Origin of the sequence: Mucilaginibacter calamicampi, from assembly GCF_042676765.1 — a bacterium.
Taxonomy (GTDB): domain Bacteria; phylum Bacteroidota; class Bacteroidia; order Sphingobacteriales; family Sphingobacteriaceae; genus Mucilaginibacter; species Mucilaginibacter calamicampi.
Genome location: NZ_JBHTHU010000021.1, coordinates 295,027 through 312,323, shown reverse-complemented (window position 1 = coordinate 312,323; position 17,297 = coordinate 295,027). Strand labels below are relative to the sequence as shown.

Annotated in this window: 7 protein-coding genes; 6 read left to right on the top strand and 1 reads right to left on the bottom strand. The window is 42.3% G+C overall.

Annotation, left to right across the window (positions count from 1 at the left end; all coding sequences use genetic code 11):
- From ACFQZS_RS17095 to ACFQZS_RS17070, 6 genes are all read left to right on the top strand, one after another.
- Positions 1-4,080, top strand: coding sequence for a hybrid sensor histidine kinase/response regulator transcription factor (locus ACFQZS_RS17095; RefSeq protein ID WP_377102178.1), 4,080 nt, complete (start codon positions 1-3; stop codon positions 4,078-4,080).
- Between the two features lie 1,064 nt (positions 4,081-5,144).
- Positions 5,145-8,237 (top strand): SusC/RagA family TonB-linked outer membrane protein, encoded by a 3,093-nt coding sequence (locus tag ACFQZS_RS17090; protein ID WP_377102177.1) that lies wholly within the window; start codon positions 5,145-5,147, stop codon positions 8,235-8,237.
- Between the two features lie 23 nt (positions 8,238-8,260).
- Positions 8,261-10,135, top strand: coding sequence for a RagB/SusD family nutrient uptake outer membrane protein (locus tag ACFQZS_RS17085; protein ID WP_377102176.1), 1,875 nt, complete (start codon positions 8,261-8,263; stop codon positions 10,133-10,135).
- A 19-nt stretch (positions 10,136-10,154) separates the two neighbouring features.
- Positions 10,155-13,001: a SusC/RagA family TonB-linked outer membrane protein gene (locus ACFQZS_RS17080; RefSeq protein ID WP_377102175.1), complete on the top strand. Its 2,847-nt coding sequence runs from the start codon at positions 10,155-10,157 to the stop codon at positions 12,999-13,001.
- Positions 13,002-13,024: 23 nt separating this feature from the next.
- Positions 13,025-14,818, top strand: coding sequence for a RagB/SusD family nutrient uptake outer membrane protein (locus ACFQZS_RS17075; protein ID WP_377102174.1), 1,794 nt, complete (start codon positions 13,025-13,027; stop codon positions 14,816-14,818).
- A 24-nt stretch (positions 14,819-14,842) separates the two neighbouring features.
- Positions 14,843-15,880: a DUF5627 domain-containing protein gene (locus tag ACFQZS_RS17070; RefSeq protein WP_377102173.1), complete on the top strand. Its 1,038-nt coding sequence runs from the start codon at positions 14,843-14,845 to the stop codon at positions 15,878-15,880.
- Between the two features lie 214 nt (positions 15,881-16,094).
- Here ACFQZS_RS17070 and ACFQZS_RS17065 read toward each other — a convergent pair whose 3' ends face one another.
- Positions 16,095-17,279 carry a CehA/McbA family metallohydrolase gene (locus tag ACFQZS_RS17065; protein ID WP_377102172.1) on the bottom strand — a complete coding sequence of 395 codons (1,185 nt, stop codon included), beginning with the start codon at positions 17,277-17,279 and terminating at the stop codon, positions 16,095-16,097.
- Positions 17,280-17,297: the final 18 nt, after the last annotated feature.

Below are 17,297 nucleotides of genomic sequence, written 5' to 3'. Positions count from 1 at the left end.
ATGCTGAAGCATGTTTTCTTTTATTTCGTTATCTTTTTCTGTATGCTGCTGCGTACCGGCTTTGCCCAGGAGCGCGAATTGAATTTCATCAACTTAGCCAGCAATGATGGCCTATCTTCAAATATTGTAAATACCATTTTTAAAGATAAATATGGTTACATGTGGTATGGTACAGACGGCGGATTAAACCGCTTTGATGGTAAGGAATTTACCGTATACCGCCACGCCGAAAATGATACCAGTAGTTTACTATCCAACGACGTACACGCGCTTTGCGAGGATAAAAACGGGAATTTGTGGATTGGAACCAGCGTCGGTATGGCGATGTATGATCGGAAATTGGACTGTTTTGTAAACCGACGTATTGTAGGCCTGCTTATTTTTTCAATCACCCTGGGGCCTGATGATAAGTTGTGGTTAGGAACATTAGACGGAGTAGTTGTACTGGATCCAACTACCTTGAAATTCTCCTGGTTCAAAGCAAAAAACGCCACCGATAAACTGGCAGTTTCTAAGGAGGTGCAATGCGTTTTCAGAGACAATAAAAAGCAGCTTTGGGTGGGCAATAAAACAGGCCTATATCTATATAACTCTAAAACGCAGACTTTTAAACCCTACGCCTATGCAAATACCTCTGAGCCCGGAGATAATTCAATATCATCTATCGCGCAAGATAAAAAAGGCAACATATGGGTAGGTACATATAATGGCGTTAGCATGGTTGTTCCCGGCAGTAACAGCTTCAAAAACTATAAACATAGGGCTGACGATAACGGCAGTTTAAGCAGCAATTTAGTTTACGCTTTAGCAGCAGAACCCGGCGGGGACATATGGATTGGCACGGAAGAAGGGCTTGATATTCTGAATCCGGCAAGTGGAACCGTTAGGCGTATTGAGCGGGATCCGCGGAATAATTATAGTCTGATAGGCAAGGCAGTGAAGACTATTCTTATTGATCGGGATAACATATTTTGGGTTGGCACCTACCGTTGCGGTGTTAATAAGTACGATAAAAATCTTGCTTTTTTTGACCTCCGTCAGAGTAACCACTTTGATCTTAGAGGGCTTAGCGCTGATGTGGTGACATCATTTGCAGCAGTTGACAGTAACGGGGTTTACGTTGGAACAGACGGTGGAGGATTAAATTTTTATGATTTTAAAACCGGCCTGTTTACTCATTTGCCACTTTTCGGCAATAGTACTAAGGAAGCGATATTAGCGATGGAAAGGGTTGGATCAGAAATATGGATCGGAACTTTTCTGCATGGCTTATTCATTTACGATACCAATACCGGACAAAGCAGGCACATAACCAAAGGTACCGGCCCTCAAAACCTTAGTGGTAATGATATATTTTGCATAAAGCGCGATAGCAGGGGGAACGTTTGGCTTGGCACCAACGGACAAGGTGTGAATATGTATAATCCGTCTACTAAAATATTTTATCGTTACAGTAAGCACGAAACCGGCTCGCACTTCATTCCGCTTAACGGCTACATCCGTGCTATTGAGGAAGACAGGGCGGGTAATATTTTAATAGGATCAAGCGGTGCCGGCATGGTAATTTATAACCCGTTTAAGGGTAAGGCCGTTGCTTTGAACAGCTTCAATAGCGAACTGCCGAAAAACTCCATTAACACCATATGTGTTGGTGCCGACGGAATATTTTGGGTAGGACTGAGCGAGGGTGGGTTAGCGCGCTTCGACGATAAAAAAAAGGACTTTTTTGTCTATAAGGAAAAAGATGGCCTGGCCGACGAGGTGATCTATAAAATACTGGAGGATAATTCTGGCAAGATTTGGGTAAGTACCAATAAAGGGATCAGTAGTTTTGACCGTAAACTTAATAAATTCACCAACTATACCCATCACAATGGCTTACAGCGCAGTCCGTTTGTGTTGGGTGCCGGTTTAAAATTAGCAAACGGCACACTGTTATTTGGGGGTACCAATGGTTTCAATTACGGCAACCCTGAACATTTTAGCTTCAGCAAAAAAATTCCGCGGGTGGTTTTAACGCAACTTCGCATTTCAAACAAAAATGTTGTTCCATCGCCAGATGCTGAAATCAAAGAACACATTTCGATAGCAAAAGAGATCGACATTGATCAGCGCCAAAACTTTTCATTAAGTTTTATAGCACTCGATTTTACTTCGCCGCATGAAAGTAAGTATTTGTATAAGCTTGATAAGTTTGACAGAGATTGGATAAATATAGGAGATAATAATACCGTTAGTTATACCAACCTTGACCCCGGGCAATATACTTTTTATGTAAAAGCGGTTAGCGAGAACGGCAGTTGGACAAGCCCGACAACGTCAATAATTGTAAATGTGCGCCCTCCATTCTGGAAAACCTATTATGCGTATGCGTTTTATATTTTGTTGGTAGCCTTAATACTTTTGTATAGCCGGTACCGTGCAATAGAAAAACTGGAAACAAAGTTCGCCCTTGAGCAGGAACGGCAAACAATAGCACAGGAACGCCGGGAAGCAGAACAACGCCATAGTTTTGATCAAATGAGAATAAAATTGCTCACCAATTTGAGTCATGAATTTCGCACCCCTATCTCGCTCATTATGGGTCCGGTTGATCAATTATTACATATAGAGACCAGCACGCCCAAGGCAGACCAATTAGGTATGATTAGAAGAAATGCCAGGCGCCTGCTAAACCTTGTAAATCAGCTGCTTGATTTTCGAAACATGGAAGATAAAGAGCTGCGCTTAAACCCCACCGTTGGAGACTTTATAGCGTTTACCCTGGATGTTGTAGAATCGTTCAAGGATCTGTCAGAAAGAAGACTTATTAATTTTGAGATACATAGTTCCCTGAAATTTTATTTTGCCAGTTTTGATCACGAAAAAATTGAGCGCATTCTTTTTAACCTCCTGTCAAACGCATTCAAGTTTACTTTGAGCGGCGGAGAAGTAACGTTATCCATCAAAAAAGATGAACACGCCAACGGGCTAATCATCCAGTTAACTGATACAGGCATTGGCATTGCAGAGGAGGACAAAGAAAAAATATTCGACCGTTTTTTTCAGTCTGATGTAAGTTCGGCCATACTAAACAAAGGTAGCGGTATCGGCTTATCGCTAACAAGAGAATTTGTGAAGTTGCACGGTGGAACCATTAGCGTTGAGAGCGTTGAAAAAGAAGGTTCAACCTTTACCATCTGCCTGCCATTGAAATGCATTGACGACGAATATAACGATGAAGACATAGCAGACGATGAGCTTGATAACCCGGAGAATTTACCCGCAACAAAATTGACCGAAGAAGTTCCGTATGAGCAACTGGCAAATATCCTTTTAGTTGAAGATAATGACGATTTTAGATTATACCTTAAAGATAATTTAAAAACAAGTTACCGTGTTGAGGAAGCTACTAACGGCAAAGATGGCTGGCAAAAAGTTTTGTTTTCGCATCCGCAGCTGGTAATAAGCGATATAAGCATGCCCCAGGTTAGCGGTATAGATCTGTGCCGCAAAATAAAATCAGACAAAAGAACCAGTCATATTCCGGTTTTATTGTTAACGGCTCTAACAGGCGAGGAAAATCAGTTGCTGGGCCTTGAAATTGGGGCAAACGACTACATTACCAAGCCATTTAATATGGATATTCTGAATGCCAAGATTCGAAATTTACTGGAGTTGAACGAAAGATTGAAAACTACTTACAGTAAACAGATCAATCTGTTAGCTCCTGAGACGAAGATCGAATCTAACAACGAGAAGCTAATGAGCAAGGTGGTTCAGTATATCGAGGAAAATCTGACCAATTCGCAGTTATCTATTGAAGGCTTAAGTCGTAAACTGGTTATGAGCCGTGGATCGCTCTATACAAAAATACTGGAACTAACCGGAAAAACTCCGGTAGATTTTGTGCGCTCGGTAAGGCTTGATAAAGCCGTAATTTTACTGGAAAAGAGCGATATGACCGTGTCTCAGGTAAGTTATGCAGTGGGCTTTTCTACACCAAACTATTTTGCAAGGGCTTTTAAAACGCAATTTAATATGAAGCCCAGTGAATATATTCAGCTGAAACGGGAAAATAAGAGTCCCTCAGCTGAATAGCTTTTTCCTTTCTTAGGAGTTAAAGATCTGGCATTATAAATAATTTACAATTTCACATACCGGCGAAATACCGTATACACTTGCCGAACATGCTCTCACTGAAGGGTTATTATTGGCATCGTGCATTTCTAAAATTTAATCAGGCCTGATATACTCACCGTGGCGATTATATCTTCAATACCGCTATTACCTTTAAAACGATGCTTTATATGAGTCGGGTTCCCGGCATACTAAATCGATGTAGTAGAGCGATTTACCTTTTAGCATCTACCTTGCTTTTGTTAGAATTGGTGTTTTTACACGGGTAATTTTTTTGCATCCCAACACCAAAATAACTTGCCTATTATAACCTCCCAGTACTATCCTTTTATACAAAAAAAACTTTATTGCTATAGGTCTCGGTTATTTTAGTAAAACATAATTTGCTGAAAATCAAATAATTAAATCACAAATCGAGGCCATGCTAAATTAATTGTCAAATAGACATTTATGCTATACTTTTTGACACACAGACAATTTATTTATTAGCTACTGCTATAGATTTACCCTGTTCGAAAAACTAAACAGTTTGATGCCAGGCATCTCTGCACAACGTGCAGTTTTTGAACCAAACCAATAATTATAAACCAATAACTCAAGTGCCATGAAAGCACCAACGTAACGCGTTTGCCTCCGCTATCCGATGATAGCGCCTGAAGAGCATTATTCTGTTTTTTAATCACAAAAATTTAAGTCATATAGGGTATACTTTACTTTCAAATTTTCTTACCAAATACTTGATGCTAATAAATGAACGGCCTGTTCATTATTACCCGGTAAGCAACACCACGTAAACTATCCCCCTTTAAAACGAAAACACATGAAAATATAAGTTTTACAAAAACACAGGGAAAAGTGTGGTTAATGGATAAGCCGTTTTGTTGAGGATCAACATTTATTATACACAACCGGTTCCATAAACCTCCTCCCAAACCAATTATAAGAAGTCGTTACTTATTTATTCTCAAGAAAAAATGATAATAATTAAAAATATAAAAAAAATAATTCCCAAAATCTGTCTTCTGGTGCTGCTTCTGGTTTTTAACTCATCTGTAACGCACGCCCAAACCCGCGTTACGGTGAGAGGTACAGTTACAGAAAAAAACGGAGATCCGATTATAGGGGCAATGATAATTGCAAAAGGTGACAACAATAGCAAAACAGCCACAGACAAAGACGGGAAATTCACATTGTCTGTACCTGCTAATAATACCGTGCTCACCATTACCTCTTTTGGCATGAAAACGCGGGAGTTTACCGCATTAGCTAACATCTCAAATACTATCGAATTGGAATTAGACTCCAAAGAGATGGATGAAGTTGTGATTGTTGGTTACGGGCAACAAAAGAAAGCCAGCGTAGTTGGCGCTATTGCCCAAACCACCGGTAAAGATCTGCAACGTACAGGCGGCGTTACCAACCTTGGCATGGCCTTAACCGGAAACTTACCGGGCCTTGTAACAACTTCTTCTTCAGGGCAGCCCGGTTCAGAAGATCCGCAGATCGTAATTCGTGGGGTAACATCATGGAACAATAGCGCTCCACTTATTTTGGTGGATGGGATTGAAAGATCTATAAACGCTATAGATATATCTTCAGTTGAAACCGTGTCTGTACTTAAAGACGCGTCGGCTACGGCAGTTTACGGTGTACGTGGCGCCAATGGCGTAATATTAATTACCACCAAACGCGGCGTTGAAGGTAAGGCTCAGGTTTCTATCAGGTCAAACACTACAACTAAAATTGCGTCAAAACTGCCCGCAAAATACGACTCGTATGATGGTTTGGTTTTGAAGAATAAAATTATTGAAAGGGAATCTATCGCCGATTTAAACACATGGGCGGGATATACTCCTATGGATATGGTAAACAAATACCGCTATCCTGCCAATGCTTATGAGGCAGATCGTTATCCAAATGTAGACTGGGAGAAAGAATTATTTAAAAACAGCGCTCAATCTTACAATAACTCTATTAACGTTTCCGGCGGTTCAAAATTGGTAACCTATTTTGCCGGTGTTGACGTAACCCAGGAAGCCGACTTATTTAAAACCTTCCAAAATAACAGGGGCTATCAGTCGCAATTTGGTTATAATAGGTTTAACGTTCGTAGTAACCTTGATTTTAACCTAACCAAAACCACTAAGTTTTCTACCAACTTGTTTGGATCTAACGGTGTGCGCCAGGTGCCTTATGGTTTGGCTAACGGTGATGGGTCTTACTGGTCGTCGGCTTACCGTACAGCTCCTGATTCATTTAAACCTGTATATCAGGACGGAACTTATGGTTATTACCCGTTATCTACTCAAGATCAGCCTAACGCGGCGTTTTGGCTGGCCTACTCAGGTGTTGAGAAACGTACTACAACACAGTTAACTACAGATTTTGTATTGACGCAACAACTGGATATGGTAACCAAAGGACTTAGCTTGAGGGGCAGCCTTTCTTTAGACAATACGTTCCTTGAAAACAACCGGGGTATAAACGACCAGTTTAACCCTGCCCAGCGCGAGTGGATTAATCCTACTAACGGCCTGGTATCATACGAGCAGCCAAGAAACACAGGCACGCAGTTTGATTTTAACGATGCTATTGCCTGGTCATCTAATGGCGGTGCTGTGGATACCCGCAACGTTTATCGTAATATAAACTATCAGTTTCACATTAATTACAACCGCAACTTTGGCGATCATAACGTAACAGGCTTAGCAGTTGTGCAGCGCCAGCGCACTGCAAACGGAGGTAACTTTCCAACCTACCGCGAAGATTGGGTTTTCCGTACCACCTATAATTATAAACAAAAGTATCTTTTTGAAGCCAATGGCGCTTACAACGGTTCTGAGAAGTTCGGTCCTGATTATCGCTTTGCTTTCTTCCCGTCGCTATCTGCCGGTTGGGTAATCAGCAAAGAAAAATTTATGGAAAAACTAACTTTCATAGATCAGTTAAAGCTAAGAGGCTCCTGGGGAAGAATTGGGGATGACAACGTTCCTACCAATGGTCGTTTTACGTTTCGCGATTCCTACAACTATGGCGGTAACACCCAAATGGGCAGCCCTGTAGCCAATACCCCATACACAATATATAGCCAAGGTGTTATCGGTAATCCAAATCTTTCGTGGGAAACCGCTGAGAAACGCAACATAGCGCTTGATTTTGGTTTCCTTGGAGGTGATATTTCCGGTAGCGTAGATGTGTTTAGCGACAGAAGAACCAGGATTATGATTGCCTCAGGCCGCGCTATCCCATCATTTTTTGGTTATGGCGGAAGCACACCAAGTGCCAACCTGGGCGAATCTACCAGTAAGGGTTACGAAATTGAAGTAAGGTTGAACCACAGGTTTGCAAACGGTATTCGTGTTTATCTAAACACAGCAGTGACGCATGCTACCAATTTAACCATTTTCCGTGATGATCCTGCTTTGACCCCTTCTTACCAGAAACAGCAGGGTTATGCAATCGGTCAAAACCGGTCTTACATTGATAACGGCTTCCTTAAAAGCTGGGATGACCTGCTTGGCAGCACAACCCGCTCGGCCAATAACCAAAACAAGTTACCCGGCGACTATAATATTGCCGATTTTAACGCCGATGGTGTGATTGATGCGAAGGATCAGGCACCTTTCGGCTATACAGGTAATCCGCAAAATACCTATAATGCAACTATAGGCTTTGAATGGAAAAGCTTTACCTTTTTTGCCCAGTTCTACGCGGTAAACAATGTTACACGTACAATCAACTTCCCTAATTTTCAAGGAAAGAGTAACGTGTTGTTTGTTGAGAAGCCTTTCTATTTTCAGCAAGATGGTGGCGGCCAGGTACCTCCGCCCCGCTGGAGTGTTCTTGATGCGTTTGGTGCAACCGGTACCCGTTACGCTTATGACGGATCATACGTTCGTTTAAAAAATGTTGAAATAGGCTACATGCTTCCTGGCAACGCTGTTAAAAAGTTAGGGTTGAAGAGCTGTAGGTTATTTGTAAACGGAAATAACTTGCTTTTGTGGACTAAAATGCCAGATGACCGTGAGTCTAACTTCTCCTCTGCGAATAATGATTCTTCCAGTGGAGCATATCCCACTTTAAAGCGTTTCAACCTGGGTCTTGATATAACATTATAAACTGTTTAAAGATGAAAAATAACATGAAAAAAATTGTGTTGCTGGTAACCATTGTGTTAGGTACCGGCACGCTTAATTCTTGCAAAAAATATCTTGAGCGGTCTCCGCTTGCCGATATTTTACCAACAGATCCGTACAAAAACTTTCAAAACTTTCAAGGCTTTACTGAAGAATTGTATAATTGCATTCCGCAGAATAGCACTGCTCAGTTCCACAACTCCTGGAACCTTGGCGAAGAAGAATTTTGGACAGTTGGTGAAACCAGATTGATGATGTACCAGGTTGATCAGGGTAATTATCCGGGCTGGTCAAACACCTTATATAGTATGTTTGGCACCAACGCCGCCGGCGCGGGTAATACTGACTCCGGAAATAAAGGACAGCTTTGGGGCTTATCATGGTATGGTATCCGCAAGGCCAATCTGGGCCTGGCCAACCTTGACAAAATGATTGACGCAACCCCGGAAGAAAAAAACCTGATTGCCGGTCAATTATACTTTTTTAGAGCATTTTTCCACCATTGCCTAATGGAATATTGGGGTGGTTTACCTTATCTGGATCAGGTTTATCCGGCAGATCAGATCGTCAAAGTTCCTCGTCTTAGCTACCAGGCTTGCGCTGATAAAGTGGCAGCCGATATGCAAAAGGCAGCTGATCTATTGCCGGTTGACTGGGACGCTACCACTGCCGGTAAAACAACACTTGGTAACAATAATACCCGTATCAACAAAATAATGGCACTTGCCTATATGGGTAAAAATTACCTGTGGGCAGGCAGTCCTTTAATGAACAGGTCATCTACAGGCAGCGCCACTTATAATGCCGCTTATTGCAAAAAGGCTGCTGACGCGCTGGCCCAGGCACTTCAAATTATCGAATCAACAGGCCGCTACTCTTTAGCACCATTTTCGCAATACCGCGAGTTATTTAATACCTGGAACGCGGGCGGCAAAATTCCGGGTCTGAAAGAGGCAATTATGCTGGAGGGTCTTTCCGGCGCAACCGGCCGTTTCCGTTACAATCAGGTAAATGATTACCGTCCGCTTGTTATTCAAACAACAGGTATAAAATGTTACCCTACTGCTAATTACGTAGATAATTACGGCATGGCTAACGGCCTACCTATTGTTGATCCGGAAAAGGCAGATCCTGAAAGCGGCTATGATCCTTCATATCCATGGAGAAACCGCGACCCCCGTTTTTACAATGATATTATGATTGACGGCGAAAAATGTGTGCAAAATGGTGGAGCTGTAGGCAACAACGAATTCCGCCAGTATGCCAGTCTTTTCACCGGTGGCCTTTTCAGAACAGCTGATGGCAACAATAAGGTTTGGACAGGATACCTGAATTCAAAAATAGTAGCCAAACTGATGAATGAGTTTGACGGCTACAGGGAAAACAACACGTTTGTTTTAAGCCTGATGCGCTTATCTGATGTATACCTGCTATACGCCGAAGCTACTGCAACCGGTTATGGTACGCCTCAAAGCACTGCCACAGGCTACGCGCTTACAGCGGTTGATGCTGTAAATAAAATTCGCCAAAGAGCCGGCGTTGCCAATGTAGCTGCGAAATTTTTAGGCACTACCACCGATTTTTTAAGTGAAGTAAGACGTGAGCGTGCCGTAGAGTTAGCGTTTGAGGGTCATCGTTTTGTAGATCTGCGCCGTTGGTTGCTTTTAACAGAACGCCCGTATACCTACAAAAAAGCGATTGAATTCGATAGAGCACTTCCCAACGCGCAAGTATATGCAGACCCCCGGAATGCTAAGGTTAATAATTACAGAGAAACCGTACTGTTTGAAAGACAATTGGTTCAAAGGCATTATTGGTTCCCTTTCCTGCAATCAGATATAAACATGTACAGCGAGTTTAAGCAAAATCCGGGTTGGTAACTAAAAATTCTAAAAAGTAATGAGAAAAAACATAAGAAAATGCTGTACTCTCCTGGTTGTTTTACTATCAGGATTATCAACAGCATATGCACAAGAAAACACAGATACTTTGGTAAACGTTGCGTTTCGATCGGTTGCAAAAAAGGATCTGATTGTTCCCGCTGCATCGGTAAACGTAACCGAGATACTAAAGAAAAGTTACAGCACTAACAGCTTAGACAATTTAGGAAGCTTTATTGCAGGGTATAACGGAAATGTTTGGGGCCAGGCACCATTAATTTTGGTTGATGGTATCCCTCGTCGTGCTTCGGATATACGGATGACTGAGGTACAGTCTATATCAGTGCTAAAAGGAGCCAGCGCCGTTGTACTTTACGGCAGCAGCGCTTCTAAAGGCGTTGTAATGATAACTACAAAACGAGGCAGTATTAACCCGCTACAGATTGATGTACGCGCTAATACCGGTGTGTATGTACCCAAATCTTATCCAACATACCTTAACGCGGCCGATTACAAGACGTTTTACAATGAGGCATTAGCTAACGATAAGATTGCTCCTGCTTACACAGCAGATGAAATTAATGCCACCCGTGCAGGCACAAACCCTTACAGGTATGCCGACATTAATTTACTGGGCTCTGACTATCTTAAAAAAATGTACAACAAGTCTGACGTTACTATGGAGGTATCTGGTGGTAACGACGCTGCCCGGTATTACACAAATTTTGGCGTGGCCTATAATAATGACCTGCTTAAATACGGCGAACAGAAAAATAACGCCAACTTACAATTCAACATCAGGGGAAATGTGGACGTTAAAATTTCTAAAAAGTTAACTGCAACCGTTGACGCAGCGGCTGTTAGTACCAACAATTATGTAGGACGCGGAAACTACTGGAACGCAACATCAACACTTGCACCCAATTTTAACAAGTATTCGCCGCTTATCCCAATAAATATGTTAGATCCTAACAATGCGGCACTGCAAACAATTGTACAAGGCAGTAATCATGTTATTGACGGGCAGTATTTACTTGGCGGAACAAGCTCCAACCAAACTAACGTGTTATCAGACATGTTGGCGGCCGGTTACATTAAAACCAAGTCAAATACATTTATGTATAACTTAGGTTTACAGGCAGACTTAAGTTCGGTTTTGCCAGGTCTAACTTTCAAAACTACAGGTAGTTTAGATTATACCACATTATATACCGAAACCTACACACTGCCTTACGCAACTTACCAGCCCACCTGGACCACCGTTAATGGAAAAGATGTAATTACCAATTTAACAAAATTCGGTGCTGACAGAAACTCAACAACCGAGGCAATTGGCGCAGCTTCGTATTCTCAAACGGTGTCTTTAAAAGCGCAGTTTGGCTATGATCGTACCTTTGCAACTGATCATAATGTTACCGCGGCATTAGTAGGCTGGGGTTACACAACGCAGCTTTCCGCTGATGTTGGTGGCGGATACCAGCCTATTAAAAATACAAATCTTGGTGTTCAGGCCGGTTACAATTATAAAAGGAGATATTACCTTGACTTTTCCGGAGCGCTGGTACATTCTGCAAAACTGCCACCAGAAAAACGTAATGGCTTTTCGCCAACCGTTACTGCCGCATGGCGCATAAGCGACGAAGATTTCATTAAAGATAATCTGCCGTTTATCAGCGACATGAAGATCAAAAGTTCATACTCTTCTGTTAAACAAGATCTGGACGTTACGGGCACAAGGCCAGGTACTACGGGTGCCGTTGACCAATTCTTGTACCAGGGTTATTTTAGTAACAATGCTACGCTTGGTGGTTTTTACACCTGGCGCGATGGTTTGGCCGGTGGGCGTACAACACTTGTGGGCCAGGCAGACAACCGTAATTTAACCTTTGTACAACGTAATGAGTTGTCGTTTGGATTAGACGCATCGTTGTTTAAAAACAAAATTAGCCTGGACCTTAATTACTTTTCGCAAACTACAGACGGCCTGCTTGCCCGCGGAGCTTCCATTTATCCTTCTTACTTTGCCGGTTCGGGTGATTTCCGTCCATGGATAAACTATGGTAAGGAGCAACGTAAAGGATTTGATTTTGCAATTAACCTGAATGAAAAGGTAGGGGAAGTACAATACTCATTAGGCGTTACCGGGATGTTCTACAATTCCAAAGTATTACGCAGGGATGAAACACCTGCAGAAAGCTACCAGGCAAGAACCGGTTTACCTATTGATGCCAATTTTGGATATATAAGCGAAGGCTTTTTCCAAAGCCAGGCTGATATAGCAAATTCTGCAAGGCAAACATTTGGCGGAACAGTTGCGCCAGGCGACATTAAGTATCGCGACATTAACAAAGATGGAGTAATTGACGCGAAGGATCAGGTAAATTTAGGGCATAACGGTTTTGCATTATCTCCATTTTCGTACGGAGTGAACCTGACAGTTAAATATAAACGCTTAACAATGTTTGTATTAGGCTCAGGTATAAATGGTGCTGTTGGCTATAAAAACAACTCCAGTTACTGGGTTGGTGGTAACACTAAATATTCTGACATTGTTTTGGGACGCTGGACAGAGGCAACCAAAGCTACAGCCACTTATCCGCGCCTTACAAGTACAAACAGCTCTAACAATTTCCAGAACTCTACTTTTTGGATGTATAACGTAAACCGCTTTAATCTAAGCCGTGTTCAATTTACTTACAGCTTTGATGACAAGATGTTTAAGAATTCGTTTGTTCATGGTTTGAGCGTGTATGTTCAGGGTGATGACCTGCTTGTTATATCAAAAGAGCGCAAGTATATGGAGACCAACGTAGGTATACCACCCCAAACCCGCTTTTTTAACTTAGGCGTTAAAGGTTCTTTTTAATTACGATTATTAGCTAAAATTATATGAAAATAAAGATCATGTTTCTTGGATTAGCAGTTATGCTTTTTGCAGGCTGCAAAAAAATCCTGAACCCGGAGCCGGAGGATTTAAAATCACTCGATCAGATGTATACAGATGTAAACTTTGCTCAGGGTTTTTTAGTTACGGCTTACAGGAATATCCCCGGCTATTACGATAACTCGGAATATGCCACGGATGACGCGGTGACAAACCAATTAAGTAACGGTTATTTGCAACTGGCCACAGGGTCGTGGTCGTCTCAAAACAACCCGGCTTCTACATGGAACCAGTGTTATGAAGCGATGCAGTATCTTAATTTGTTTCTTGAAAATTCAAATAAGGTTAAATGGGCAGCAGACCCTGAGGCAGCGAAGCTTTTTAACCTGAGAATGCGGGGCGAAGCTTTTGGCTTGCGCGGCCTTTTTATGTATTATTTGCTACGCAACCACGGCGGAGTTGCCGCTAACGGGCAGTTGCTAGGTGTGCCTATTATTACTCAGTATCAAACAATTGACGCTCAGTTTAATGTGCCCCGCGCCAGCTTTGATGCTTGCGTTAAACAGGTTTATAAAGATTTGGATAGTGCTGAGCTTTATCTTCCGGTTGAGTACAATGATATAGCCAACGCATCACAAATTCCTGATCGGTATAAAAAGTATACATCAAATTTTGATACTTATAACCGCGTAATGGGGCAATATGGCCGTCAATTATTCAACGGATTGATTGCTAAGACCATAAGAACCAGAACAGCTTTATTAGCTGCCAGCCCGGCTTTTCAAAACAGCGCTAACCCGGCAACCTGGGCAGATGCTGCCGGTTATGCTGCCGCCATAATTAACTATAAAGGGGGCGTAGCTGCATTGCCGGCCACCGGTGTTACTTATTATGCTAACGCGTCAGAAATTGACAATTTAGCAAGCGGTAACAATCCGCCTGAGATCATCTGGAGAGAGAATATTGTAACTAATGACGCTACCCAGGAAAACCAGAATTTCCCAACGTCAATAAACGGTGCAAACGCTACAGGCGCGGGCTTTATGAATCCGTCTCAAAATCTGGTAGACGCTTTCCCTATGGCCAATGGATACCCTATTGATAATGCAGCCTCTGGTTACAATGCCGCCGCGCCATACGCCGGCAGAGACCCAAGGTTTGCAAAATATATAATATACAACGGCAGCACAGCCGGTGTAAGCAATACCGTTATTAAGACGGGTACAACCGCAGGTACCGGTGACGGCATTAATGAAAGGCCGGGTTTTTCTACACGCACAGGCTATTATATGAAAAAACGCCTGCGTATGGATGTTAATCGTAATTCGGTTGGAGCAAACGGAAAAACACACTATACCCCCCGCATGCGTTACACCGAAATGTACCTTGCCTATGCCGAAGCTGCTAATGAAGCCTATGGCCCTACTGGCGTTGGTACACAAGCTTATTCAGCGTATGATGTTATCAAGGCCATTCGTAAAAGAGCGCTTGGTATAAACTCTGATCCTTATTTGGAAGAAGTAAAAGGAGATCAAGGCAAAATGAGGGAGCTGATACGTAACGAGCGCCGTTTAGAATTATGTTTTGAAAGCTTCCGTTTCTGGGATCTTCGTCGCTGGAAAGTAGACATTACTAAACTGAATGAGACTGTACGTGGCATGGATGTGAACGGAACGGTTTATACTCCGCTGAATAGCGTAGAGACCCGTGCTTACCAGAATTATATGTACTACGGGCCTATTCCAAATTCTGAGATTTTAAAATATAATACGCTGTTACAAAACGCGAATTGGAAATAGTTAAAAGAGTTTAAATTAAAAAACATGAAAATTAATAAAATAATTATAGGACTGGCAGCTTCAGCGGGCTTGCTGGCATCGTGCAAAAATGCTCCGGTAGTATACCCCGATTTTACTTACTCCGCCGTTTATTTTGCAAGCCAGTACCCAATGCGCACCGTAGAGCTGGGAGAAGATCAATTTGTTGATAATTCTTTGGATAACCAGCGTAAGGTTTCTATTAAGGCCACAATAGGCGGCGTGTACGACAATAAAAAAGATGTATTGGTAAACGTGAATGTGGACGAAACGTTGTTGAATAATCTTTATTTCAACAACAACGGCCCTAAAATTCTGGCTATGCCTACCCAATATTATCAGTTAACATCTAATCAGATAAAAATTCCAGCCGGAAGCCTGCTGGGTGGTGTTGAGGTACAGTTGACCGATGCCTTTTTTGCTGATCCGTTGGCTTTAAAAGCAAACTATGTTATACCGCTGGTAATGACAAAAGTAACGGGCGCTGATTCAATTTTAAGGGGTGCCAAGGGTGTTGTAACACCATCACGGGTTAAGGCTACGGATTGGATAACAGCGCCTAAAGATTATGTACTTTATGGCGTTAAATACGTTAACCCGTGGCACGGTGATTATTTAAGGAAAGGCGTTGATCAAATTACCCCGGTAACCGGAACACCTTCTACAGTAATCAGGCACACGCCGTACGTGGAAAATAACCAGGCAGTTAATATCACAACCGCTTCGTTAAAAACTGCTACCCTGCCACTATCAATTAAGAACAGTGCGGGCACCAATGTACCGTTCAACTTAGTGCTAACTTTTGCCGATAATGGAACTTGTACAGTAGCAGGTGATAATCCCACCAGTTTTGATATTGCGGGTACAGGTAAGTTCGTTTCAAAGGGCGAAAAAAATAGCATCGGAGGAACAGACCGCAGCGCTATATACTTAGACTACACGGTTAACTTTAAAAACCTGAACGTAAAATACGCTACTAAGGATACCCTTATAGTTCGTGACAGGGGTATAAAGGCTGAGTATTTTGATGTGGTACTTAAATAAGTATTACATTACTTAACATCACCATTTATGATAAAAGGTCCGGCCCATAAAGCCAGACCTTTTTTGTTTACAGATTACTATATTTCTGCAAACGTGAGTTTCAGTCGCAACCCGCTGGTTATGGACCGGTTTGGGTTAAATGGACAACAATAAAAAAAGGGCTGCGCAATTAAGCGCAACCCTTTTTCCTAAGACCTCCTTACCTCAGGCGGTACTAAAATTGGGGATCAAAATTAAAATATATAGGATTTGACAGCGCAACCATATTACCGGTTACTTGCGCAGATTTTGGAACCTGCGGATAATTGGTAGACGGGCCTTCAACTATAAGGCGGTAATACATGCGGTCAACCAGCTTCGGTGTATCGGTAAACTCTGCTGTCGGGTTTTTGGCAGTCACCTTATAGCTGCCAAATTTGCGGCCATCTTTAATTACATTAACAGTATAAACACTGTCTGCCACTAAGTTTCCGGTTAACTGAACGCGGAATTTAATAGGCTTACCGGTTGATTTAGCGTTATCACCCATCATCATATCCATCTTGTCGTCCTGATTAATGTCGGCAAAGAACTCCACGCGTGGCGCATAAGGGTTAGCACTAACAGAAACGCGGCCATTGTTAAGCGCATCAATAACAGCTTGCGTAGTGCGGTTTTTTGCAAACACCCAGGTGGTTGGCGTACCAATATAATTTACATCACTTGGCGAATGCGTATCACTACCCCCTCTGGCAGTTACTCTGCGGCCCGATGCCAGCATGTCTTCCCAAATTAAATTAGAATTAGCGTTTTTGGTCCATAAACAAGAGTTCCATACTTCCATCCCATCAACCAGATCATAAGAAAAACCAAAATGATCTTTTGGTCCGGCCGGGTGGTTAGCGTATACAGAGATACCCAGTTCCTTTTTTACAGCTATGATGTTAGCATCGCGCTGGTCGCGCACATCATAAAACTTTTGATGATTGTATGGCTTTGCCGAAAATGTATTGGCATGGCCACGGGTGGTGGTCCATTCTGCACCGTAAAGCAGCAATAAAGAATCAGTTGATTTAAATGCAGGGTCGGCCCAGGTATTATGCTCTACATTGCCCAAAACATGATTATCATGGTCGGTAATAGCAATAAAACCAAAACCCACTGATTTAGCGAAGGCAAGTATTTTGGCAACCGGATGGCGGTTAGGATCGTAGCCACCTTCAGAACTGTAGCTGGAATGAACATGCAGATCGCCTTTCAGCCATATGCCCTCAGTTAGGTTGGCAACCGGAGGCAATGCTCCCAATGGCTTGATCCAGGGGTTAATATGGTCTTTGGCTATTTTTTGTTGTGCTGATACCATGTTGCTAACGCTGATCATAACCAGCATTGCAAATAAGATTCGAATATTTTTGTACATATTGATTTAATGTTTAAG

What these genes read in the sequence shown, in the direction of transcription:
- ACFQZS_RS17065 (WP_377102172.1), bottom strand. Translation starts at nt 17,279, where the DNA reads ATGTACAAAAATATTCGAATCTTATTTGCAATGCTGGTTATGATCAGC.
- ACFQZS_RS17080 (WP_377102175.1), top strand. Translation starts at nt 10,155, where the DNA reads ATGAGAAAAAACATAAGAAAATGCTGTACTCTCCTGGTTGTTTTACTA.
- ACFQZS_RS17085 (WP_377102176.1), top strand. Translation starts at nt 8,261, where the DNA reads ATGAAAAAAATTGTGTTGCTGGTAACCATTGTGTTAGGTACCGGCACG.
- ACFQZS_RS17095 (WP_377102178.1), top strand. Translation starts at nt 1, where the DNA reads ATGCTGAAGCATGTTTTCTTTTATTTCGTTATCTTTTTCTGTATGCTG.
- ACFQZS_RS17070 (WP_377102173.1), top strand. Translation starts at nt 14,843, where the DNA reads ATGAAAATTAATAAAATAATTATAGGACTGGCAGCTTCAGCGGGCTTG.
- ACFQZS_RS17075 (WP_377102174.1), top strand. Translation starts at nt 13,025, where the DNA reads ATGAAAATAAAGATCATGTTTCTTGGATTAGCAGTTATGCTTTTTGCA.